The sequence below is a fragment of the Rhizobium sp. C104 genome (assembly GCF_022354505.1).
GTDB lineage: Bacteria > Pseudomonadota > Alphaproteobacteria > Rhizobiales > Rhizobiaceae > Rhizobium > Rhizobium redzepovicii.
On the sequence record NZ_CP092348.1, the window covers coordinates 1,853,280 to 1,872,861 of the forward strand.

Annotated in this window: 30 protein-coding genes and 2 pseudogenes; 3 read left to right on the forward strand and 29 right to left on the reverse strand. The window is 60.2% G+C overall.

Features of this window, described 5'->3' with window-relative positions:
- Positions 1 to 21: 21 nt before the first annotated feature.
- Positions 22 to 376: pseudogene (locus tag MF410_RS10325) on the forward strand (hypothetical protein).
- Between the two features lie 36 nt (positions 377 to 412).
- On the opposite strand, the gene ilvD reads toward MF410_RS10325, so the two are convergent.
- Positions 413 to 2,251: a dihydroxy-acid dehydratase gene (gene ilvD, locus MF410_RS10330; RefSeq protein ID WP_097629956.1), complete on the reverse strand. Its 1,839-nt coding sequence runs from the start codon at positions 2,249 to 2,251 to the stop codon at positions 413 to 415.
- 336 nt (positions 2,252 to 2,587) lie between these two features.
- Between ilvD and msrP the strand changes: the two genes are divergently transcribed.
- Positions 2,588 to 3,535, forward strand: coding sequence for a protein-methionine-sulfoxide reductase catalytic subunit MsrP (gene msrP / locus MF410_RS10335; RefSeq protein WP_097629959.1), 948 nt, complete (start codon positions 2,588 to 2,590; stop codon positions 3,533 to 3,535).
- On the forward strand, positions 3,535 to 4,191 hold the full coding sequence (gene msrQ, locus MF410_RS10340) for a protein-methionine-sulfoxide reductase heme-binding subunit MsrQ (protein ID WP_097629957.1): 657 nt from the start codon (positions 3,535 to 3,537) through the stop codon (positions 4,189 to 4,191). Before msrP ends, msrQ begins: the two co-directional genes overlap by 1 nt.
- 10 nt (positions 4,192 to 4,201) lie before the next feature.
- Here msrQ and MF410_RS10345 read toward each other — a convergent pair.
- From MF410_RS10345 to rpsJ, 28 genes and pseudogenes are all read right to left on the reverse strand, one after another.
- Positions 4,202 to 4,622 (reverse strand): annotated as a pseudogene (locus MF410_RS10345) (DUF2809 domain-containing protein).
- A gap of 166 nt (positions 4,623 to 4,788) precedes the next feature.
- Positions 4,789 to 5,211, reverse strand: a complete 423-nt coding sequence (gene rplQ, locus MF410_RS10350) for a 50S ribosomal protein L17 (RefSeq protein WP_003573769.1) — start codon at positions 5,209 to 5,211, stop codon at positions 4,789 to 4,791.
- 123 nt (positions 5,212 to 5,334) lie between these two features.
- Positions 5,335 to 6,345, reverse strand: coding sequence for a DNA-directed RNA polymerase subunit alpha (locus MF410_RS10355; protein ID WP_003547579.1), 1,011 nt, complete (start codon positions 6,343 to 6,345; stop codon positions 5,335 to 5,337).
- A 97-nt stretch (positions 6,346 to 6,442) separates the two neighbouring features.
- Positions 6,443 to 6,832: a 30S ribosomal protein S11 gene (rpsK, locus tag MF410_RS10360; RefSeq protein WP_003547577.1), complete on the reverse strand. Its 390-nt coding sequence runs from the start codon at positions 6,830 to 6,832 to the stop codon at positions 6,443 to 6,445.
- A 133-nt stretch (positions 6,833 to 6,965) separates the two neighbouring features.
- Entirely contained in the window at positions 6,966 to 7,334 is a 369-nt protein-coding gene (gene rpsM / locus MF410_RS10365; RefSeq protein ID WP_003573772.1) for a 30S ribosomal protein S13, read from the reverse strand.
- 221 nt (positions 7,335 to 7,555) lie between these two features.
- Positions 7,556 to 8,206: an adenylate kinase gene (locus tag MF410_RS10370; protein WP_003587191.1), complete on the reverse strand. Its 651-nt coding sequence runs from the start codon at positions 8,204 to 8,206 to the stop codon at positions 7,556 to 7,558.
- Positions 8,203 to 9,543 (reverse strand): preprotein translocase subunit SecY, encoded by a 1,341-nt coding sequence (secY, locus tag MF410_RS10375; protein WP_012557367.1) that lies wholly within the window; start codon positions 9,541 to 9,543, stop codon positions 8,203 to 8,205. Before secY ends, MF410_RS10370 begins: the two co-directional genes overlap by 4 nt.
- Before the next feature lie 232 nt (positions 9,544 to 9,775).
- Positions 9,776 to 10,252 (reverse strand): 50S ribosomal protein L15, encoded by a 477-nt coding sequence (rplO, locus tag MF410_RS10380; RefSeq protein ID WP_012557366.1) that lies wholly within the window; start codon positions 10,250 to 10,252, stop codon positions 9,776 to 9,778.
- Positions 10,253 to 10,268: 16 nt separating this feature from the next.
- Positions 10,269 to 10,478 (reverse strand): 50S ribosomal protein L30, encoded by a 210-nt coding sequence (gene rpmD / locus MF410_RS10385; RefSeq protein WP_003547566.1) that lies wholly within the window; start codon positions 10,476 to 10,478, stop codon positions 10,269 to 10,271.
- A 14-nt stretch (positions 10,479 to 10,492) separates the two neighbouring features.
- On the reverse strand, positions 10,493 to 11,062 hold the full coding sequence (gene rpsE / locus MF410_RS10390) for a 30S ribosomal protein S5 (protein WP_003573784.1): 570 nt from the start codon (positions 11,060 to 11,062) through the stop codon (positions 10,493 to 10,495).
- A gap of 130 nt (positions 11,063 to 11,192) precedes the next feature.
- Positions 11,193 to 11,555 (reverse strand): 50S ribosomal protein L18, encoded by a 363-nt coding sequence (gene rplR / locus MF410_RS10395; protein ID WP_003573785.1) that lies wholly within the window; start codon positions 11,553 to 11,555, stop codon positions 11,193 to 11,195.
- A 12-nt stretch (positions 11,556 to 11,567) separates the two neighbouring features.
- Entirely contained in the window at positions 11,568 to 12,101 is a 534-nt protein-coding gene (gene rplF / locus MF410_RS10400; RefSeq protein ID WP_003578670.1) for a 50S ribosomal protein L6, read from the reverse strand.
- Between the two features lie 42 nt (positions 12,102 to 12,143).
- Positions 12,144 to 12,542, reverse strand: coding sequence for a 30S ribosomal protein S8 (gene rpsH / locus MF410_RS10405; RefSeq protein WP_003547562.1), 399 nt, complete (start codon positions 12,540 to 12,542; stop codon positions 12,144 to 12,146).
- 12 nt (positions 12,543 to 12,554) lie between these two features.
- Positions 12,555 to 12,860: a 30S ribosomal protein S14 gene (gene rpsN / locus MF410_RS10410; RefSeq protein ID WP_003573787.1), complete on the reverse strand. Its 306-nt coding sequence runs from the start codon at positions 12,858 to 12,860 to the stop codon at positions 12,555 to 12,557.
- 32 nt (positions 12,861 to 12,892) lie between these two features.
- A complete protein-coding gene (gene rplE, locus MF410_RS10415; protein WP_003573788.1) occupies positions 12,893 to 13,450 on the reverse strand; it encodes a 50S ribosomal protein L5 in 558 nt (185 codons plus the stop codon).
- Positions 13,443 to 13,751 (reverse strand): 50S ribosomal protein L24, encoded by a 309-nt coding sequence (rplX, locus tag MF410_RS10420; protein WP_003587195.1) that lies wholly within the window; start codon positions 13,749 to 13,751, stop codon positions 13,443 to 13,445. The genes rplE and rplX overlap by 8 nt, the downstream gene beginning before the upstream one ends.
- An 11-nt stretch (positions 13,752 to 13,762) precedes the next feature.
- A complete protein-coding gene (rplN, locus tag MF410_RS10425) occupies positions 13,763 to 14,131 on the reverse strand; it encodes a 50S ribosomal protein L14 (RefSeq protein ID WP_003573790.1) in 369 nt (122 codons plus the stop codon).
- 257 nt (positions 14,132 to 14,388) lie between these two features.
- The gene (gene rpsQ, locus MF410_RS10430) at positions 14,389 to 14,628 is read right to left on the reverse strand and encodes a 30S ribosomal protein S17 (RefSeq protein ID WP_003573791.1); all 240 of its coding nucleotides are present in this window, start codon (positions 14,626 to 14,628) and stop codon (positions 14,389 to 14,391) included.
- A 12-nt stretch (positions 14,629 to 14,640) separates the two neighbouring features.
- Positions 14,641 to 14,841, reverse strand: coding sequence for a 50S ribosomal protein L29 (gene rpmC / locus MF410_RS10435; RefSeq protein WP_003547556.1), 201 nt, complete (start codon positions 14,839 to 14,841; stop codon positions 14,641 to 14,643).
- 12 nt (positions 14,842 to 14,853) lie between these two features.
- Positions 14,854 to 15,267, reverse strand: coding sequence for a 50S ribosomal protein L16 (gene rplP / locus MF410_RS10440; RefSeq protein ID WP_003573792.1), 414 nt, complete (start codon positions 15,265 to 15,267; stop codon positions 14,854 to 14,856).
- Between the two features lie 36 nt (positions 15,268 to 15,303).
- Positions 15,304 to 16,035: a 30S ribosomal protein S3 gene (gene rpsC, locus MF410_RS10445; RefSeq protein WP_003587196.1), complete on the reverse strand. Its 732-nt coding sequence runs from the start codon at positions 16,033 to 16,035 to the stop codon at positions 15,304 to 15,306.
- Complete coding sequence (rplV, locus tag MF410_RS10450) at positions 16,035 to 16,424, reverse strand: 50S ribosomal protein L22 (RefSeq protein WP_003573794.1); 390 nt, start codon at positions 16,422 to 16,424, stop codon at positions 16,035 to 16,037. The genes rpsC and rplV overlap by 1 nt, the downstream gene beginning before the upstream one ends.
- A 2-nt stretch (positions 16,425 to 16,426) precedes the next feature.
- The gene (gene rpsS / locus MF410_RS10455) at positions 16,427 to 16,705 is read right to left on the reverse strand and encodes a 30S ribosomal protein S19 (RefSeq protein WP_003573797.1); all 279 of its coding nucleotides are present in this window, start codon (positions 16,703 to 16,705) and stop codon (positions 16,427 to 16,429) included.
- A gap of 15 nt (positions 16,706 to 16,720) precedes the next feature.
- A complete protein-coding gene (gene rplB / locus MF410_RS10460; RefSeq protein WP_003547551.1) occupies positions 16,721 to 17,557 on the reverse strand; it encodes a 50S ribosomal protein L2 in 837 nt (278 codons plus the stop codon).
- Between the two features lie 11 nt (positions 17,558 to 17,568).
- Complete coding sequence (locus MF410_RS10465) at positions 17,569 to 17,862, reverse strand: 50S ribosomal protein L23 (RefSeq protein WP_003547550.1); 294 nt, start codon at positions 17,860 to 17,862, stop codon at positions 17,569 to 17,571.
- Positions 17,859 to 18,479, reverse strand: coding sequence for a 50S ribosomal protein L4 (rplD, locus tag MF410_RS10470; protein ID WP_003587197.1), 621 nt, complete (start codon positions 18,477 to 18,479; stop codon positions 17,859 to 17,861). Before rplD ends, MF410_RS10465 begins: the two co-directional genes overlap by 4 nt.
- A 13-nt stretch (positions 18,480 to 18,492) precedes the next feature.
- Positions 18,493 to 19,134: a 50S ribosomal protein L3 gene (rplC, locus tag MF410_RS10475; protein ID WP_003587198.1), complete on the reverse strand. Its 642-nt coding sequence runs from the start codon at positions 19,132 to 19,134 to the stop codon at positions 18,493 to 18,495.
- Positions 19,135 to 19,173: 39 nt separating this feature from the next.
- A complete protein-coding gene (rpsJ, locus tag MF410_RS10480; RefSeq protein ID WP_003547547.1) occupies positions 19,174 to 19,482 on the reverse strand; it encodes a 30S ribosomal protein S10 in 309 nt (102 codons plus the stop codon).
- Between the last annotated feature and the right edge of the window lie 100 nt (positions 19,483 to 19,582).

A 19,582-nucleotide genomic window follows, 5' to 3' on the forward strand; every position in this document is an offset into this window, starting at 1 on the left:
CCGGCAGCAACAGGAACAGGAATGATGACGGCAAGAGCGATGATGATGGGTTTTGGTTTTGCGATTTCGATCTTCGCATCGGATATGGCACAGGCGGCGAGTTTCGACTGCGACGCGAAGGAATTGAAGCCGGACGAAAAGACGATCTGCGACAATCGCGCGCTCAACGACGCCGACGTGAAGATGGTGACGACCTTCGAGCTGCTCTCCGGCCTGCTGGCGATGGGCGCGCGCGGGACATTGCAGGACGAGCAGACCGCCTGGCTGAAGAAACGGCAGGAATGCGCGGCGGATGCCGTCTGTATCAAGGCTGCCTATGATGAGCGGCTGAAGCAGTCTCGGCGAGAGCTATAAAAACATCAACCGGCCGCTTTGAAAGCGACCGGTCGAAAAGACTATCGATTGACGCGCGTTAGCGAGCGTTCAGATCCCGCACGGCGCCGCGATCGGCGCTCGTCGCGAAGGCGGCGTAAGCCTTCAGCGCCGTCGTGACGTTGCGCTTGCGCACTTCTGTGGGATGCCAGCCCTTGGCGTCCTGATCGGCGCGGCGGGCGGCAAGTTCGGCCTCGTCGACGCGCAGGCTGATCGTGCGGTTCGGGATGTCGATGTCGATCATGTCGCCTTCGCGCACCAGGCCGATCGTACCGCCATTTGCCGCTTCCGGCGAGGCGTGGCCGATCGAGAGGCCGGAGGTACCGCCGGAGAAGCGGCCGTCAGTGATCAGCGCGCAGGCCTTGCCGAGGCCCTTCGATTTCAGATAGCTCGTCGGATAGAGCATTTCCTGCATGCCGGGGCCGCCCTTCGGGCCTTCGTAGCGAATGACGACGACGTCGCCGGCCTTCACCTCATTGGCGAGGATCGCCTTGACGGAGGCATCCTGGCTTTCGAAGACACGGGCCGGGCCGGAAAATTTCAGGATCGATTCATCGACGCCGGCCGTCTTGACGATGCACCCGTCGGCCGCGAGATTGCCCTTGAGCACGGCAAGGCCGCCATCCCTAGAGAAAGGATGTTCGACCGAGCGGATGACGCCGTTCTGGCGGTCGGTGTCGAGTTCGTCCCAACGGGCCTCCTGGCTGAAGGCGACCTGGGTCGGAATGCCGCCGGGTGCGGCACGATAGAAGTTGCGGACGGTTTCGCTGGTGGTGCGGGTAATATCCCAGCGGTCGATTGCATCGCCCAGCGTTTCGGCATGCACTGTCGGGCAATTGCGGTTCAAGAGACCTCCCTTATCGAGCTCTCCGAGGATCGACATGATGCCGCCGGCGCGGTGCACGTCTTCCATATGAACATCGCTCTTGGCGGGTGCGACCTTCGACAGGCAGGGCACCCGGCGCGAGAGTGCGTCGATATCGGCCATGGTGAAATCGATTTCGCCTTCATGAGCGGCGGCGAGGATGTGCAGGACCGTATTGGTCGAGCCGCCCATGGCGATATCGAGCGCCATGGCATTCTCGAAGGCCTGCTTGGAGGCGATGGTGCGCGGCAGCGCCTTGATATCGTCCTGCTCGTAGTAACGGCGGGCAAGATCGACGATCAGATGGCCGGCCTCGACGAAGAGGCGCTTGCGGTCGGCGTGGGTTGCAAGCGTCGAGCCATTGCCGGGCAGCGACAGGCCGAGCGCCTCGGTCAGGCAGTTCATCGAATTCGCGGTGAACATGCCGGAACAGGAGCCGCAGGTCGGACAGGCCGAGCGCTCGATGGTCTGAACGTCCTCGTCGCTGATTTTTTCATCGGCTGCTGCGACCATGGCATCGACGAGGTCGAGCGCATGCGTCTTGCCGTGCAGCACGACCTTGCCCGCTTCCATCGGGCCGCCTGAGACGAAGACTGTGGGTATGTTGAGGCGCAGCGACGCCATCAGCATGCCGGGGGTGATCTTGTCGCAATTGGAGATGCAGACCATAGCGTCGGCGCAATGGGCATTGACCATGTATTCGACACTGTCGGCGATGAGTTCGCGCGAGGGCAGCGAATAGAGCATGCCGTCATGGCCCATGGCGATGCCGTCGTCGACGGCGATCGTGTTGAACTCCTTGGCAACGCCGCCGGCCGCCTCGATTTCGCGGGCAACGAGCTGGCCGAGATCCTTCAGGTGCACGTGGCCGGGCACGAACTGGGTGAAAGAATTCACCACCGCGATAATCGGCTTGCCGAAATCCGAATCCTTCATGCCCGTGGCGCGCCAAAGGCCGCGCGCGCCTGCCATGTTGCGGCCGTGGGTCGTGGTTCTGGAACGGTAGGCTGGCATCGGTATCTTCCTCGACGTGTCGGAGATCATCAGGCGAAGCGGGGCGGCATTGAGCCTGCGGCCGGGCAACGCTGCTGTTTGGAATTGTCCTAATCCAATCGGCGGGGGCTGTCACTACCGGCAAGGCCAAATCCGGTACGCTGCCTGGAGAAGCGCCTCGAGCGCCATTGGGCATATACGGTTCGGCGCGGCGCTCGGTTACAGCCTATTTCATCACAGCCGAACACAAAAAATTGGCTTCCCGTCAGCAATATTCAAGGCTTAGACACTAATCCGAATATGCGGGCGGTTCGTTTAAGAACTATATTGAGGAAATCCGCCTTGGAGGTTTTCGACATGCCTAGCTATCGCCCACCTAAGATCGCGTCGTCGGAGATCACGCCGCACCAGCTCTATCTGCGCCGCCGAGAATTCCTCGGTGCTGCAGCACTCGGCGCCATGGCGCTCTACGGCGCCGGCACAGCGAGTGCGGCGGCCCTTTCCGCCGTCGAGAGCAAATACAAGGTCGACGAGAAGCCGACGCCGATCAAGGACGTCACGACCTACAACAATTTCTATGAGTTCGGCCTCGACAAGGGCGATCCTGCGGCGAATTCCGGCGATTTCAAACCGCTGCCCTGGACGATCAAGGTCGACGGCATGGTCAACAAACCTGGCACCTTCGACCTCGAGGCGCTGATCAAGGAATTCCCGATCGAGGAGCGCACCTACCGCATGCGCTGCGTCGAGGCCTGGTCGATGGTCATTCCCTGGGATGGCTTTCCGCTGGCATCGCTGCTCGACAAGGTGGAGCCGCTCGGCAGCGCCAAATATGTCGCCTTCGAAACCGTGGTGCGGCCGGAGGAAATGCCGGGGCAGAAGGGCTTCTTCCAGTCGCTCGACTGGCCCTATGTCGAAGGTCTGCGGCTCGACGAGGCGCGCCATCCGCTGACGCTGCTTGCCGTCGGGCTTTATGGCGAAACACTGCCGAACCAGAACGGCGCGCCGATCCGCCTCGTCGTGCCGTGGAAATACGGCTTCAAGGGCATCAAGTCGATCGTCAGGATCACGCTCACCGACCAGCAGCCGAAGAACACCTGGCAGGTGACCAATCCGCAGGAATACGGCTTCTACGCCAACGTCAATCCTTCGGTCGACCATCCGCGCTGGAGCCAGGCGAGCGAACGGCGCATCGGCGAAAGCGGCTTCTTCGGCGCGAGCCGTCACCCCACCCTGCCCTTCAACGGTTATGCCGACGAGGTGGCGGGCCTCTATGCAGGCATGGATCTGAAGGCGAATTTCTGATGGCGGAATTGTCGCTCGCCATCCCGAAGCGCTGGCAGCCCGCTTCCGTCTGGCTGCATTATGTCGTGGGGCTGGTGCCTGCGGCCTGGACATTCTATCTCGGCGCGACCGATCAGCTCGGCGCCGATCCGGTCAAGACCTTCGAGCTGTTTCTCGGCATCTGGACGATCCGCTTCCTGATCGCAACACTTGCCGTCTCCCCGGCCCGCGAACTCCTCGGCTGGAACTATCTGCGTTACCGCCGCGCGCTGGGCTTGCTGACCTTCTATTACGCGCTGATGCATTTCACCGTCTACATGGTGCTCGACCAAGCGATGGATATCCACGCCGTCGTCAACGACGTGCTGAAGCGGCCTTTCATCATGTTCGGCATGGCCGGACTTGCGATGCTCATACCGCTGGCGGTGACATCCAACAACTTCTCGATCCGCCGCCTCGGCAAGAGCTGGATCTGGCTGCACCGCCTCGTCACGATCATCGCCGCCTGCGGAGCGCTGCATTTCGCGCTCTCGACCAAGATCCTCGATTTCGAGCAATATATCTATGTCGGGCTGATCATCGCCCTCATCCTCTACCGCTCCTGGCGGCCGATCGCCCGCAACCGGAAAAAGGGCCAGGGACGGACGCGCAATCGCGCCATGGCGTCGGCTTCATGAGACCGTAGAGCTATCGGCGGGAATCAACTGCCGCCCGATGGACGGGATCGCAGGCGCAGGCCACGGCGATACCGATCGCATAGGCCAGAATGTTCCAGAGCGAAAAGACGTGGCCGAGCAGCAGTGCGCCTGCGGTCGTCAGGCGAAATGCGTCGAGCCAAGGCGTATGATAGAGACGGAACAACTCCACTGCGATCGCCAGGAACAGCGCCATGACGGCAATGATTGCCGGTCGTGACCGTGCGACCAAGAGCGCCATGAGCAGATAGACCATCGCCCCCAGAGCGCCGACCGCCATATTTGACGACGATGAAGGGCAGCTCGATCGCGTAGCCGAAGCGCCTGAGCGCCAGTCCGAGGAAGATGACGAGAAGTAGAGTGGCGAGACGACGGAACTGCACGCGGGAGCGGGTTTGAATGATTTCCTGCAATTCAGCTGTCCCTCACAATCCCGGCCATTCCAACAGCTTTTATGCAGATACCGCATTGTCAGGCTTAGCCGTCGTCACAGAGCGAAGGTCCGGCCCGCTGCTCTGAACAAACAAAAACAGCCGGGCTTTGCGAGCCCGGCTGTTTTGTTTCCGACGGAGCGGAAGATTAAGCGGCGACGGCCTGCTCTTCGGCAGCGACGCGGGCCTTGTCGGCTGCGCCCTTGGCGAAGGTGTCGCGGTCAACGAATTCGACAACTGCCATGGCGGCATTGTCGCCCTGGCGGAAGCCGGCCTTCATGATACGCAGATAGCCGCCATTGCGGGTGGCGTAACGCGTTGCGATCGTGTCGAACAGCTTCGAGACGACAGCGGCATCGCGGATCTGCGAGATCGCCTGACGGCGAGCATGCAGGTCGCCGCGCTTGCCGAGCGTGACGAGCTTCTCGACGATCGGACGGATTTCCTTGGCCTTCGGCAGAGTCGTGACGATCTGCTCGTGGGTAATCAGCGAAGCCGCCATGTTGGCGAACATCGCCTTGCGGTGGCTTGCAGTTCTATTCAGCTTGCGGCCGGCTTTACCATGGCGCATTGCTATTCTCCTTTAATGCAGGTGCCCTTACGTTACGTGGGCCTGCCGTTTCCTGGCACATGCAGGCGATCGGCCTGCTGTTTGACGGGGAAAGGCAGCCGAAAGAGCCTGCCTTTTGTTTTCTCAATATTGGTCTTCGTAACGCTTGGCGAGATCTTCGATGTTCTCGGGCGGCCATGCCGGCACTTCCATGCCGAGGTGCAGGCCCATGGAAGCGAGAACTTCCTTGATTTCGTTCAGCGACTTGCGACCAAAATTCGGTGTGCGGAGCATTTCTGCTTCGGTCTTCTGAATGAGGTCGCCGATGTAGACGATGTTGTCGTTCTTCAGGCAGTTTGCCGAACGGACCGACAGTTCGAGTTCGTCCACCTTCTTCAGGAGAGCCGGGTTGAAAGCGAGTTCGGTGACTGCTTCCTCTTCGGTTTCCTTCTGCGGCTCGTCGAAGTTGACGAAGACGCCAAGCTGATCCTGGAGAATGCGCGCCGCAAAAGCGACGGCGTCTTCGCCGGTGATCGAGCCATCGGTTTCGATGGTCATGTTCAGCTTGTCGTAGTCGAGAACCTGTCCTTCGCGGGTATTTTCTACCTTGTAGGACACCTTCTTGACCGGCGAATAGAGGCTGTCGACCGGGATGAGACCGATCGGAGCATCTTCCGCACGATTGCGCTCAGCCGGAACGTAGCCCTTGCCGTTGTTGACGGTGAACTCCATGCGGATTTCGGCGCCCTCGTCGAGCGTGCAGATGACATGCTCGGGGTTGAGGATTTCGATATCGCCGACCGTCTGGATGTCGCCAGCCGTGACAACGCCCGGGCCCTGCTTGCGCACGACCATGCGCTTTGCGTCGTCGCCATCCATCTTGATGGCGATTTCCTTGATGTTGAGCACGATGTCCGTCACGTCTTCGCGGACGCCCGGAATCGAGGAGAATTCATGCAGCACGCCATCGATCTGCACCGCCGTAACGGCAGCGCCGCGCAGCGAGGAGAGCAGAACGCGGCGAAGCGCATTGCCGAGGGTGAGGCCGAAGCCGCGCTCCAGCGGTTCGGCAACAAGCGTCGCCCTGGTGCGCGAGCTCGAGGAGAACTCCACCTTGTTCGGCTTGATCAGTTCCTGCCAGTTCTTCTGAATCATGAGTTTGCCTTCCGTTCGTTGCCACCATCCAATCGTGGCAACCGAGCTTGAAAACCACCGGGAGCGCCAAGGCGCTCACCAGTGACGAGAGCGATGATCAGACGCGGCGCTTCTTGCGCGGACGGCAGCCATTGTGCGGGATCGGGGTCACGTCGCGGATGGACGTGATCATGAAACCTGCAGCCTGGAGCGCGCGCAGAGCCGATTCACGACCCGAACCCGGACCGCAGACTTCGACTTCCAGCGACTTCATGCCGTGCTCCTGAGCCTTCTTGGCGCAGTCTTCAGCAGCAATCTGGGCAGCGAACGGGGTCGACTTGCGCGAGCCCTTGAAGCCTTTGGCGCCAGCCGACGACCAAGCGATCGCGTTGCCCTGGGCATCGGTGATGGTGATCATCGTGTTGTTGAAGGTCGAGTTGACGTGAGCGACACCCGACGAGATGTTCTTGCGTTCACGACGGCGAACGCGGACGGCTTCCTTAGCCATGGTATTCCTTTCGTTGATCTCTTCACCGCCGTAATGCCAGCGGCTACACCGGAACGGCGCCTATATGGTCCCGCTCCAAACTCAAAAGAGGCCGGCGCAGACCGCCAGCCTCCCCACCCCGGTTTCCCGGAAATTACTTCTTCTTGCCAGCGATTGCCTTTGCCGGGCCCTTGCGGGTGCGGGCATTGGTATGCGTGCGCTGACCGCGGACCGGAAGGCCGCGGCGATGACGCAGGCCGCGGTAGCAGCCCAGGTCCATCAGGCGCTTGATGTTCATCGCGGTATCGCGACGAAGATCACCTTCGACCTGATAGTCGCGGTCGATGGCTTCGCGGATCTGAAGGACTTCGGCGTCCGTCAGCTGATGCACACGACGTTCAGCCGGGATACCGACCTTCTCGACGATTTCCTGTGCGAATTTCGGACCGATCCCGTGAATGTAGGTCAACGCGATAACAACGCGCTTCGCAGTCGGGATGTTGACGCCAGCGATACGTGCCACGCCTGTTCTCCTTGCATTCCAGTTGCCATCCGGCAAGTGGGCTTCGTTATGCGGCCTTTGGAACCGCTCGTTCAGATTTACGTCCGTAACATGTCAAAACGACCGCACCCGGACTTCCCTGGGAAATCCGCGCCGATCGCATGGAATGTCGCGAGTTGGCGCGGTGTTTAGCGGAATCACTGCTGAAAAGCAACCGTTCCGCCAAGTTTATTTTCAAAGCCTTAAAGCTTAGAAAGAATGTTTTCGACCTCGGCCGTCACCTGATCGATTTCCGCCATGCCGTCCACGGACCTGAGTTTGCCCTTGGCATGGTAATAGCCGATCAGCGGCGAGGTTTCCTTGTAATAGACCTGCAGCCGAGCCGTCATGGTCTCCGGGTTGTCGTCGGGACGGCGCTTGAAGTGCGTGGAACCGCACTTGTCGCACACGCCTTCGGCGGCCGGAACCTTATCGGTATCGTGATAGACGCTGCCGCACTGGGCGCAGGAGTAGCGGCCGGCGACACGGCGGACCAGTTCGTCATCGTCGACACGGAATTCGATGACGACGGACAGACCCAGACCCTTTGCCCTCAGCATCGCTTCGGTGGCATCCGCCTGGACGAGCGTCCTCGGGAAACCGTCGAGAATGAAGCCGTTGGCGCAATCGGGTTGATCGATTCGCTCGGAGACGATGGCGATAACGATCTCATCCGAGACAAGTTTGCCGGCATCCATCACCGCCTTGGCGCGCTTGCCGACATCCGTGCCGGCATTGACCGCTGCGCGCAGCATGTCCCCCGTGGAAAGCTGCGGAATGCCGTGCTTTTCCACGATCCGCTGGGCCTGGGTTCCCTTACCCGCGCCCGGCGGCCCTAAAAGGATAAGTCTCATCGCCCCCTCTTTCCTCCACGCAACTTCGATTTCTTGATCAGGCCTTCGTATTGCTGCGCGATCAGGTGACCCTGGATCTGTGCAACCGTATCAAGAGTTACGCTAACCACGATCAAAAGCGAAGTCCCACCAAGGGATAATGGAATGCCGGTTTGCGACACCAAGATCTCCGGAAGGATGCAGACGAAGACGAGATAGATTGCGCCGATCACCGTGATTCGGGTCAGCACGTAGTCGATATATTCGGCGGTGCGCTCGCCCGGGCGGATGCCGGGAATGAAGCCGCCATGCTTCTTCAGATTGTCGGCCGTGTCCTTCGGATTGAAGACGATGGCCGTATAGAAGAAGGCGAAGAAGGCGATCAGCGCCGCATAGAGCACCATGTAGAGCGGCTGGCCATGGCCGAGGGCCGCGACGATCGATGTTGCCCAGGAGGGCATCGCCGTGGTGTTGGCAAAGCCTGCAAGCGTTGCCGGCAGCAGCAGCAGCGACGAGGCGAAGATCGCCGGGATGACGCCCGAGGTGTTGAGCTTCAGCGGCAGATGAGACGTATCGCCCTGGAACATCCGGTTGCCGACCTGGCGCTTCGGATACTGGATCAACAGCCGGCGCTGCGCGCGCTCGACGAAGACGATGACCCCGATGACGCCGATCGCGACGATGATCACCAACAGAATGAGGAAGGTCGACAGCGCACCCGTGCGGCCGAGCTCGAGCGTGCCGGCAAGAGCTGTCGGAAGACCGGCGGCGATGCCGGCGAAGATGATCAGCGAGATGCCGTTGCCGATACCGCGCGAGGTGATCTGCTCGCCGAGCCACATCAGGAACATCGTGCCGCCGAGCAGCGTCAGAACGGTGGAAACACGGAAGAACAAGCCCGGATCGACGACGAGGCCCTGGCCGCTCTCGAGACCGGCGGCAATGCCGTAGGCCTGGAGCGCACCGAGGATGACCGTGCCATAGCGGGTATACTGGTTGATGATCTTACGGCCCTGCTCGCCCTCTTTCTTGAGGTTTTCGAGCGCCGGCACGACCGATGTCATCAGCTGCACTATGATCGAAGCGGAGATATAGGGCATGATGCCGAGCGCGAAGATCGCCATGCGCTGAACGGCGCCGCCCGAAAACATGTTGAAAAGGCCGAGAATGCCACCTGCCTGGCCGCGGAAAGCCTGGGCATAGGCTTCGGGGTTGAGGCCTGGAAGCGGAATATGGGTACCGAGCCTGTAAACGAGGAGAGCTGCCAGTGTGAACCACAGGCGCTTCTTCAAATCCTCGGCTTTGGCAAAGGTCGAAAAATTGAGGTTGGATGCCAATTGTTCCGCTGCAGAAGCCATGCGTTTCTCCGCGCTACCAATTCCGGCGTCTCTGGGGATAGGCCGGCCCCGGAATCAGTATGAAAATTATTCAAAACCGGGTTCAGTACGGATTGCAGCGCAACCCCATGCCTCACCCTTGTTTCAGTCTTACCGGCATGACGCGGGCGCGCCAGCCAACATTTTGTGAGGCCCACATATGGGAGCAAAATCGCCCGGTGTGAAGCACCCCGGGCGATATATCATCAGATTATTATTCGGCTGCAGCCGGAGCCGAAAGCAGCGTCACGGTGCCGCCGGCCTTTTCGATCTTCTCGACGGCAGGCTTGGAGGCGCCGGCAACGACGATGGTGATCTTGGCCTTCAGCTCGCCGTCAGCGAGAACGCGAACGCCGTCTTTGGTGCGGCGGATGACGCCGGCGGCCTTGAGGGCAGCTGCGTCAACGGTCGCCTTGGCATCGAGCTTGCCGGCGTCGATCGCCGCCTGGATGCGAGCCAGCGACACAACAACAAAATCGGAAGCGAAAATGTTGTTGAAGCCGCGCTTCGGCAGGCGACGATAGATCGGCATCTGGCCGCCTTCGAAGCCGTTGATGGCGACGCCCGAACGGGACTTCTGACCCTTCACACCGCGACCACCGGTCTTGCCGGAGCCCGAGCCGATACCGCGGCCGAGGCGCTTGCGGCTGTGGGTCGAACCTTCGTTATCTTTAATTTCATTGAGTTTCATGAGCGTTTCCTCCGTCTCACTTCTCGTCGACGACGCGAACGAGATGCTGGACAGCACGGATCATGCCACGAACCGAAGGAGTATCCTCCAGCGTGCGGCGACGGTGCATCTTGTTCAGTCCGAGACCGATCAGCGTGCGCTGCTGAACATCCGGACGGCGAATCGGGCTGCCGATCTGTTCGATCGTGACAGTCTTCGCTTCAGCCTTCTTGGTAGCCTTGGCCATCTGTCAAACTCCTCTTATTCTTCAGAGGCGTTGCCGGAGGCGCTACGACGAGCCTGCAGCGTTGCATACTTGATGCCGCGCTGAGCTGCGATGTCCTTCGGGTGAACCTGGTGCTTCAGAGCGTCGAAGGTGGCGCGAACCATGTTGTAGGGGTTCGACGAACCAGTCGACTTGGCGACGACGTCGTGCATGCCGAGCGTTTCGAAAACGGCGCGCATCGGACCGCCGGCGATGATGCCGGTACCGACCTTGGCCGAGCGCAGCAGAACCTTGCCGGCGCCGTGGCGGCCGTGAACGTCGTGATGCAGCGTACGGCCGTCACGCAGCGGTACGAAGATCAGTTCGCGCTTGGCGGCTTCGGTTGCCTTGCGGATGGCTTCCGGCACTTCGCGTGCCTTGCCATGGCCGAAGCCGACGCGGCCCTTCTGGTCGCCGACGACGACGAGTGCTGCGAAACCGAAACGACGGCCGCCCTTGACGACCTTGGCGACGCGGTTGATCGCGACAAGCTTGTCGACGAATTCGCTATCGCGCTCTTCACGGCTCTGGCGGTCTTCCCGCTGCGGCCTTCTTTCCTGTGCCATTGTCCTCTTCCTTTTTCTTTTCCGGGTGCAATCGGCAAATACATGTGGACCGCATCAGCCTCCCCTTCCGGAGAGTGCCTGCGGTCCGGCGAAAATCCGGCCGGCGCCAAAGCGTCCGGCCGGAAACTGATCAGAAGGTGAGACCGCCTTCGCGGGCTGCATCGGCGAGAGCCTTGATGCGGCCGTGATAGATGAAGGCGCCACGGTCGAATACGACCTCGGTGACACCCGCCTTCGAAGCGCGCTCTGCAACGAGCTTGCCGACGAGGGCAGCTGCTGCTGTGTCAGCACCGGTCTTCAGAGAACCGCGCAGATCCTTGTCGAGGGTCGATGCAGCGGCAAGTGTCTTGCCGGCAACATCGTCGATAACCTGAGCGTAGATGTTCTTCGAGGAGCGATGAACCGACAGGCGCGGACGGCCGTTGGCCACCGACTTGAGATGACGGCGCACGCGGTTGGCACGACGTGCAAGTGCTTCTTTCCTGCTAGCCATTTCGCGTGATCCTTACTTCTTCTTGCCTTCTTTGCGGACGATCCGCTCGTCAGCGTACTTGACGCCCTTGCCCTTGTAGGGCTCGGGACCGCGATATTCGCGGATTTCGGCGGCGACCTGACCGACCTGCTGCTTATTGATGCCGGAGACAACAATTTCAGTCGGCTTCGGAACGGCGATCGTGATGCCGACCGGCGGCTCATAGATCACGTCGTGGCTGAAGCCGAGGGCCAGCTGCAGGTTCTTGCCCTGCAGGGAGGCGCGGTAACCGACGCCGTTGATTTCGAGCTTGCGCTCGAAGCCGTCCTTGACGCCCTTGAAGATGCCTTCGATCATCGTGCGGGACATGCCCCACTTCGAACGTGCATCCTTGGTCTGGTTCACGGGCGTCACGACGACCGCGTTGTTTTCGAGCTTGAGGCTGATTTCGTCGTTAGCAACGAAAAACAGCTCGCCCTTCGGGCCCTTTGCAGTGACCTTCTGGCCATCGACCGTAGCCGTGATCCCAGCAGGCACCTGAACGGGCTTTTTACCGATACGAGACATGTTTCAATCCTGTCTGTTCGCTATGGAGATCTCTGCCCGATCTTAGAAGACCGAGCAAAGAACCTCGCCGCCAACGTTCTGTTCGCGAGCCTGGTGATCGGCCATCACACCCTTCGGAGTCGAAAGGATGGTGATGCCGAGGCCGTTCGCGACCTGCGGAATGGACTTGACCGAGACATAAACCCGGCGGCCCGGCTTGGACACACGGCCGATCTCACGGATCACCGATGCGCCTTCATAATATTTCAGCTCGATGCTGAGTTCCGACTTGCCATTGCCGAAATCGACAACGGAATAGCCACGGATGTAGCCTTCGGACTGCAGGACATCGAGAACACGTGCACGGAGCTTGGACGCAGGCGTCGAAACCGACGACTTGCGGCGGGAAGCGCCGTTACGGATACGGGTGAGCATATCGCCCAACGGATCAGTCATTGTCATGTAACCTGCTCCTTACCAGCTCGACTTGACGATGCCCGGCACCTTGCCGAGATTGCCCAGTTCACGCAGCGCAATACGCGACATGCGCAGTTTGCGGTAATATGCGCGCGGACGCCCCGAAACTTCGCAACGGTTGCGAATACGGGTCTTCGATCCATCACGCGGCAGGGATGCCAGCTTGATCGAGGCCTTGAACCGCTCTTCGATCGGAAGAGCCTGGTTCATGATGATCGCCTTCAACGCAGCCCGCTTAGCGGCCTGGTTGGCGACGGTAGTACGGCGGCGCTTGTTCTTTTCAACTGCGCTTGTCTTCGCCATGTCAGGTTCCTTTTCTACGCTCGTCGTTACGGTTATTGACGGAACGGGAAGCTGAACTCTTTCAGAAGAGCCCGTGCTTCGTCGTCGGTCGTCGCCGTCGTGCAAACGATGATGTCCATGCCCCACATCTGATCAACCTTGTCGTAGTTGATCTCAGGGAACACAATGTGCTCCTTGATGCCCATGGCGAAGTTGCCACGGCCGTCAAAGCTTTTCGGGTTCAGGCCGCGGAAGTCGCGAACGCGCGGAAGCGCGATGTTGACCAGGCGATCCAGGAACTCGTACATGCGGGCGCCGCGCAGGGTGACCTTCGCGCCGATCGGCATCTGTTCGCGGACCTTGAAGCCTGCGATGGAGTTGCGGGCGCGGGTGATGACCGGCTTCTGGCCGGCGATCGCCGCGAGGTCGGCGGCAGCTACCGTCGGCTTCTTCGAGTCAGCGGTCGCTTCGCCGACACCCATGTTGATCACGATCTTGTCGAGCTTCGGGATCATCATCTCGTTGGCGTAGGAGAACTGCTCCTGCATCGCCTTGCGGATGCGCTCGACATATTCCTTCTTGAGCCGCGGCTCGTATTTTGCCTCAGCCATCGATCACTTCTCCAGAACGCTTGGCCACACGGACCTTTTTGCCGTCAACAACCTTGAAACCGACGCGGGTCGGCTTGCCGTCCTTGTCGACGATTGCAACGTTCGACAGGTGAACGGAGGCTTCCTTGTTGATGATGCCGGCTTCCTGGGTCTGCGTCTGGCGCTGGTGGCGCTTGACGACGTTGACGCCACGAACAACGGCACGATCTTCCTTCGGCATGACCTGGACAACTTCGCCGGTACGGCCCTTGTCCTTGCCAGCGAGCATGACGACCTTGTCGCCCTTACGAATCTTCTGCATCGCTTTGCTCCTTACAGTACTTCGGGAGCCAGCGAGATGATCTTCATGTGGTTCTTGGCGCGAAGTTCGCGCGGAACCGGTCCGAAGATACGGGTGCCGATCGGCTCTTTCTTGTTGTCGATGAGGACTGCTGCGTTGGTGTCGAAACGGATGACGGAGCCATCCGGACGACGGATGTCCTTGGCGGTGCGAACGACAACCGCCTTCATCACGTCACCCTTCTTCACGCGGCCGCGCGGGATCGCTTCCTTGATCGAAACGACGATGACGTCGCCGATCGAGGCATACTTGCGCTTCGAGCCGCCCAGCACCTTGATGCACATGACACGACGTGCGCCGGAATTATCCGCGACGTCGAGGTTTGTTTGCATCTGAATCATATCAGGTCGCCTTCTTGGTTTACCGGAATGGTTGGGCTAGCCCCCTACTCCGGCTTATGAAAATTTTCGCCGGCCGAACTGCCGTAACGGCAGCACAGACGCGGCAATGCTGAATAGCGCGGGATCGATCGTGCCAGGGTGGTTTCCCGAAGGACCTTCCGTGCGCTCAAAGCAAAAGAACGCCCGGCATTCGAGCGTTCTGACGCTGCTTCATACAGATATTTCGGCGAGACGCAAGGCCTCGCACAAAATTCTGTTTACTGGCCCTGGGCGGAAATTACCGTCCAGCGCTTGTCCTTGGAGATCGGCGCGCATTCCTCGATGGATACGGTATCGCCAATCTTGTACTGGTTGTTTTCGTCGTGGGCCTTGTACTTCTTGGAACGACGAACGGTCTTCTGGAGCAGCGGGTGAGCGAAACGACGCTCGACGCGAACCACTACCGTCTTCTCGTTCTTGTCGCCAACGACGACGCCCTGCAGGATGCGCTTCGGCATATTTTTCTTCCTTTAGGCCTTAACTTCTGCCGCCTTCTGGCGGGCAATGGTTTTCACGCGGGCGATGTCCTTGCGGACTTCATTGATGCGCGAGGACTTTTCGAGCTGGCCGGTCGCCTTCTGGAAGCGCAGGTTGAACTGCTCCTTCTTCAGCTTGGCAAGCTCGTCCTTGAGTTGGTCGGCGGTGAAGCCGCGAACATCTGAGGCTTTCATGAGCTCAATCCCTTACTCTGCAATGCGCTGAACGAAGCGCGTCTTGACCGAGAGCTTGGCAGAGCCGAGACGAAGCGCCTCACGGGCGATTTCTTCGCTGACACCATCGATCTCGAACATCATACGGCCGGGCTTGACCTTGCATGCCCAGTATTCAACGGAGCCCTTACCCTTACCCATGCGGACTTCGGTCGGCTTTGCGGTTACCGGAACGTCCGGGAACACGCGGATCCACACACGGCCGGCGCGCTTCATGTAACGCGTGATCGCGCGGCGGGCCGCTTCGATCTCGCGCGCGTTGACGCGGTTGGGTTCCTGAGCCTTCAGGCCGAATTCGCCGAATGCCAGGTCAGAACCGCCCTTGGCGACGCCCTTGATGCGGCCCTTGAACTGCTTGCGGTACTTGGTACGCTTTGGCTGCAACATTTTCTTATTCTCCGAACTTCTCTGCCACGCGCGCTATCAAGCGTTGTCGCGGCGACGGTCTCTGTCGCGGTCACGATCACGGCTTGCCGGACCCTGGGCGTCACCTTCCATCGCACGGCGCTCGGAAGCCATCGGATCGTGCTCAAGGATTTCGCCCTTGAAGATCCAGACCTTGATGCCGCAGATGCCGAACGCGGTTTCTGCTTCAGCCGTGCCGTAGTCGATGTCGGCGCGCAGCGTGTGCAGCGGCACACGACCTTCGCGGTACCATTCCGTACGGGCGATTTCAGCGCCGCCGAGACGGCCGGCGCAGGTGATCTTGATGCCTTCGGCGCCAAGACGCATCGCGGACTGAACGGCGCGCTTCATGGCGCGGCGGAAAGCCACGCGGCGCTCGAGCTGCTGGGCGATCGACTGAGCGACCAGCGTTGCGTCGACTTCGGGCTTGCGCACTTCGACGATGTTGAGGTGCGTTTCTGAGTTGGTCATATCCGACAGCTTCTTGCGGAGCTTGTCGATGTCGGCGCCCTTGCGGCCGATGATCAGGCCCGGACGTGCCGAGTGGATCGTGACGCGGCACTTCTTGTGCGGACGCTCGATGACCACCTTGGAGATCCCGGCCTGCTTCAGTTCGCTCATGACGAACTTGCGCATCTTCAGGTCTTCGTGCAGCAGCTGGCCGTACTCGGCATTGTCCGCGAACCAGCGGCTATCCCAGGTACGGTTGATGCCAAGACGGAAACCGATTGGATTGATTTTCTGACCCATTATGCGGCCTCCTCAACTGCCTGCACTTCACGAACGACGATCGTCAGGTGCGCGAAAGGCTTTTCGATGCGCGACGCGCGACCGCGACCACGAGCGTGGAAACGCTTCATGACGATCGACTTGCCGACATAGGCCTCGGCGACGACGAGAGCGTCGACGTCGAGATCGTGGTTGTTCTCAGCGTTGGCGATCGCAGATTCGAGCGTCTTCTTGACGGCACCTGCGATACGCTTGCGGGAGAACTCCAGCTCAGCGAGTGCGCGCTCGACCTTCTTGCCACGGATGGCCGCAGCAACCAGATTGAGCTTCTGGGGGCTGACGCGGAGCGTGCGGGCGACTGCTTGCGCCTCGTTGTCCTTCAGCCGGCGTTCGGCTTTTGCCTTGCCCATTGTTACTTCCTCTTCGCCTTCTTGTCCGCGCCGTGACCGTAGTAGGTGCGGGTCGGAGAGAATTCACCGAATTTGTGGCCGACCATGTCTTCATTGACGCTGACCGGGATATGCTTGCTGCCGTTGTAGACGCCGAAGGTAAGACCGACGAACTGCGGCAGGATCGTGGAGCGACGGCTCCAGATCTTGATTACTTCTGCACGTCCGCCTTCACGAACCTTCTCAGCCTTCTTGAGAAGATAGCCGTCAACGAACGGACCTTTCCATACTGAACGAGCCATTGGAGACTTCCTCTCTTACTTCTTACGCTGATGACGCGAGCGCATGATCATCTTGTCGGTCGACTTGTTCGACCGGGTGCGCTTGCCCTTGGTCGGCTTGCCCCATGGTGTCACCGGATGGCGACCACCGGAGGTGCGGCCTTCACCACCGCCGTGCGGATGGTCGACCGGGTTCATGACGACACCGCGGTTATGCGGACGCTTGCCGCGCCAAACGGTACGACCGGCCTTGCCGTCGTTGATGTTGGCGTGGTCAGGGTTGGAGACGGCGCCGATCGAAGCGAGGCAGGAGCCATGCACGAGACGCTGTTCACCCGAGTTCAGGCGAAGGATCGCCATGCCCTGGTCACGGCCGACGAGCTGTGCGTAGCCACCGGCGGAGCGAGCGATCTGACCGCCCTTGCCCGGCTTCATTTCCACGTTGTGGATGATGGAACCGACCGGGATGAACTGCAGCGGCATGGTATTGCCAGGCTTGACGTCGACAGCCTTCTCGGAAGCGATGACCTTGTCACCGGCAGCGAGACGCTGAGGAGCGAGGATGTAAGCCTTCTCGCCGTCAGCATAGTTGACCAACGCGATGAAAGCCGTGCGGTTCGGATCGTATTCGATACGCTCGACCGTGCCTTCGACGTCGAACTTGCGACGCTTGAAGTCGATCAGGCGATAGGTACGCTTGTGACCGCCGCCGATGAAGCGGGCGGTGATGCGACCGAGGTTGTTACGACCGCCGCTCTTGGTCAGGCCTTCCGTCAGCGCCTTGACCGGCTTGCCCTTGTAGAGGGCCGAACGGTCGACGATGACCAGCTGGCGCTGGCTCGGGGTGATCGGATTGAATGTTTTCAATGCCATTTTCTTATACCTCAGAGACCGGTGGAGACGTCGATCGTCTGGCCTTCAGCCAGGGTCACAACAGCCTTCTTCACGTCCTTCTGCTTGCCGACGAAACCGCGGAACCGCTTGGTCTTGCCCTTGCGCAGCAGAGTGTTGACGGCCGTAACCTTGACGCCGAACAGCGCCTCGACAGCAGCCTTGATTTCCGGCTTCGTCGCCTGCTTGGCGACATTGAAAACAACCTGGTTGTTTTCGGATACCAGCGTGGACTTTTCGGTGATCGCCGGAGAGACGATCACATCGTAGTGGCGAAGATCGGTCACTTGAATCGCTCCTCTAGCGCTTCAACCGCAGCCTTGGAAAGCACGAGCTTGCCGCGGCGCACGATGTCATAAACGTTGATGCCCTGGATCGGCAGAACATCGATGTTCGGGATGTTCTGAGCTGCGAGCTTGAAGTTGCCGTCAAGTTCTGCACCGCCGATGAAGAGGGCGTTGGTCAGGCCGAGCGTCTCGAATACGGACGCGAGAGCCTTGGTCTTGGCTTCAGCGGCAACCAGATTGTCGATGACGATGACGTCATCGGCCTTGATCTTGGCCGAAAGAGCGAGGCGCAGGCCGAGTGCACGAACCTTCTTGGGAAGGTCATGCTCGTGGCTGCGGACAACCGGGCCGTGAGCTTTGCCGCCGCCGCGGAACTGCGGAGCGCGAGCCGAATGGTGACGAGCGCGGCCCGTACCCTTCTGCTTGTACATCTTGGCGCCGGTGCGCGAAACTTCAGCGCGGCCCTTTGCCTTGTGGGTGCCCTGCTGCTTCTTGGCAAGCTGCCAGCGGATGACGCGGGCGAGAATGTCTTCGCGGGGCTCGAGGCCGAAAATCGCGTCCGAAAGGGAAACCTTCCCGGCGTCTTTTCCCTCGAGGGTTTTGACGTTGAATTCCATTGATCTGGCTCCCTTACTTCGCGGCCGACTTGACGGCGTCGCGCACGATGATCCAGGCACCCTTGGAACCGGGAACAGCACCCTTGATCAGGATCAGACCACGATCTTCGTCGGTCGAAACCACTTCCAGGTTCTGCGTCGTGACGCGCGTCTGGCCCATGTGACCAGCCATCTTCTTGTTCTTGAAAACCTTGCCCGGATCCTGGCGCGAGCCGGTCGAACCGTGCGAGCGGTGCGAAACCGACACACCGTGCGTGGCGCGAAGACCGCCGAAACCATGGCGCTTCATGGCGCCGGCAAAACCCTTACCGATCGTCGTGCCCGTCACATCGACGAGCTGACCGGCTGCGAAGTGACCCGCCTTGATCTCCGTGCCGATCTCAAGCAGCTGGTCTTCCGACACGCGGAATTCAGCAACCTTGGCCTTCGGCTCGACGTTGGCAACGGCAAAGTTGCCGCGCATCGCCTTGGAGGTGTTCTTCACCTTCGCCTGGCCGGCACCGAGCTGAACTGCGGTATAGCCATTCTTTTCGACAGTGCGCGTGGCGACGACCTGGCAGCCGTCCATACGCAGTACCGTTACCGGGACATGCTCACCGGCGTCGTTATAGACGCGGGTCATTCCCACCTTCTGTGCAATCACACCTGAACGCATCGGTTCAATCCTTCTCACTCAGCCCGAAGACCCGAGGTCTCAGAGCTTGATCTCAACATCGACACCGGCGGCGAGATCGAGCTTCATCAGCGCGTCTACCGTCTGCGGGGTCGGGTCAACGATATCGAGAAGGCGCTTGTGCGTGCGCATCTCGAACTGTTCACGGCTCTTCTTGTCGATGTGCGGGGACCGGTTGACCGTAAACTTCTCGATGCGGGTCGGAAGCGGAACGGGGCCCCGGACGCTTGCACCGGTGCGCTTAGCCGTCGATACGATCTCGCGCGTGGAGGCATCGAGAATCCGGTGATCGAACGCCTTCAGGCGGATGCGGATATTCTGGCCGTTCATTCGACTTTATCCTTGTGTCTGTTATCCGCGTGTCACCATTCAGGGACACGACTTACCTTCAGTTACGTTAGCGGGCCACCGGTTTCAAAGATCGAGAGGG

Coding starts and splice junctions, on each gene's coding strand:
- ilvD (WP_097629956.1), bottom strand. CDS start 2,251: ATGCCAGCCTACCGTTCCAGAACCACGACCCACGGCCGCAACATGGCA.
- msrP (WP_097629959.1), top strand. CDS start 2,588: ATGCCTAGCTATCGCCCACCTAAGATCGCGTCGTCGGAGATCACGCCG.
- msrQ (WP_097629957.1), top strand. CDS start 3,535: ATGGCGGAATTGTCGCTCGCCATCCCGAAGCGCTGGCAGCCCGCTTCC.
- rplQ (WP_003573769.1), bottom strand. CDS start 5,211: ATGCGCCATGGTAAAGCCGGCCGCAAGCTGAATAGAACTGCAAGCCAC.
- MF410_RS10355 (WP_003547579.1), bottom strand. CDS start 6,345: ATGATTCAGAAGAACTGGCAGGAACTGATCAAGCCGAACAAGGTGGAG.
- rpsK (WP_003547577.1), bottom strand. CDS start 6,832: ATGGCTAAGGAAGCCGTCCGCGTTCGCCGTCGTGAACGCAAGAACATC.
- MF410_RS10370 (WP_003587191.1), bottom strand. CDS start 8,206: ATGAGACTTATCCTTTTAGGGCCGCCGGGCGCGGGTAAGGGAACCCAG.
- secY (WP_012557367.1), bottom strand. CDS start 9,543: ATGGCTTCTGCAGCGGAACAATTGGCATCCAACCTCAATTTTTCGACC.
- rplO (WP_012557366.1), bottom strand. CDS start 10,252: ATGAAACTCAATGAAATTAAAGATAACGAAGGTTCGACCCACAGCCGC.
- rpmD (WP_003547566.1), bottom strand. CDS start 10,478: ATGGCCAAGGCTACCAAGAAGGCTGAAGCGAAGACTGTCACGATCGAA.
- rpsE (WP_003573784.1), bottom strand. CDS start 11,062: ATGGCACAGGAAAGAAGGCCGCAGCGGGAAGACCGCCAGAGCCGTGAA.
- rplR (WP_003573785.1), bottom strand. CDS start 11,555: ATGGCTAGCAGGAAAGAAGCACTTGCACGTCGTGCCAACCGCGTGCGC.
- rplF (WP_003578670.1), bottom strand. CDS start 12,101: ATGTCTCGTATCGGTAAAAAGCCCGTTCAGGTGCCTGCTGGGATCACG.
- rpsH (WP_003547562.1), bottom strand. CDS start 12,542: ATGACAATGACTGATCCGTTGGGCGATATGCTCACCCGTATCCGTAAC.
- rpsN (WP_003573787.1), bottom strand. CDS start 12,860: ATGGCGAAGACAAGCGCAGTTGAAAAGAACAAGCGCCGCCGTACTACC.
- rplE (WP_003573788.1), bottom strand. CDS start 13,450: ATGGCTGAGGCAAAATACGAGCCGCGGCTCAAGAAGGAATATGTCGAG.
- rplX (WP_003587195.1), bottom strand. CDS start 13,751: ATGCAGAAGATTCGTAAGGGCGACAAGGTCGTCATGCTCGCTGGCAAG.
- rplN (WP_003573790.1), bottom strand. CDS start 14,131: ATGATTCAGATGCAAACAAACCTCGACGTCGCGGATAATTCCGGCGCA.
- rpsQ (WP_003573791.1), bottom strand. CDS start 14,628: ATGCCGAAGCGCATCCTGCAGGGCGTCGTCGTTGGCGACAAGAACGAG.
- rpmC (WP_003547556.1), bottom strand. CDS start 14,841: ATGAAAGCCTCAGATGTTCGCGGCTTCACCGCCGACCAACTCAAGGAC.
- rplP (WP_003573792.1), bottom strand. CDS start 15,267: ATGTTGCAGCCAAAGCGTACCAAGTACCGCAAGCAGTTCAAGGGCCGC.
- rpsC (WP_003587196.1), bottom strand. CDS start 16,035: ATGGGTCAGAAAATCAATCCAATCGGTTTCCGTCTTGGCATCAACCGT.
- rplV (WP_003573794.1), bottom strand. CDS start 16,424: ATGGGCAAGGCAAAAGCCGAACGCCGGCTGAAGGACAACGAGGCGCAA.
- rpsS (WP_003573797.1), bottom strand. CDS start 16,705: ATGGCTCGTTCAGTATGGAAAGGTCCGTTCGTTGACGGCTATCTTCTC.
- rplB (WP_003547551.1), bottom strand. CDS start 17,557: ATGGCATTGAAAACATTCAATCCGATCACCCCGAGCCAGCGCCAGCTG.
- rplD (WP_003587197.1), bottom strand. CDS start 18,479: ATGGAATTCAACGTCAAAACCCTCGAGGGAAAAGACGCCGGGAAGGTT.
- rplC (WP_003587198.1), bottom strand. CDS start 19,134: ATGCGTTCAGGTGTGATTGCACAGAAGGTGGGAATGACCCGCGTCTAT.
- rpsJ (WP_003547547.1), bottom strand. CDS start 19,482: ATGAACGGCCAGAATATCCGCATCCGCCTGAAGGCGTTCGATCACCGG.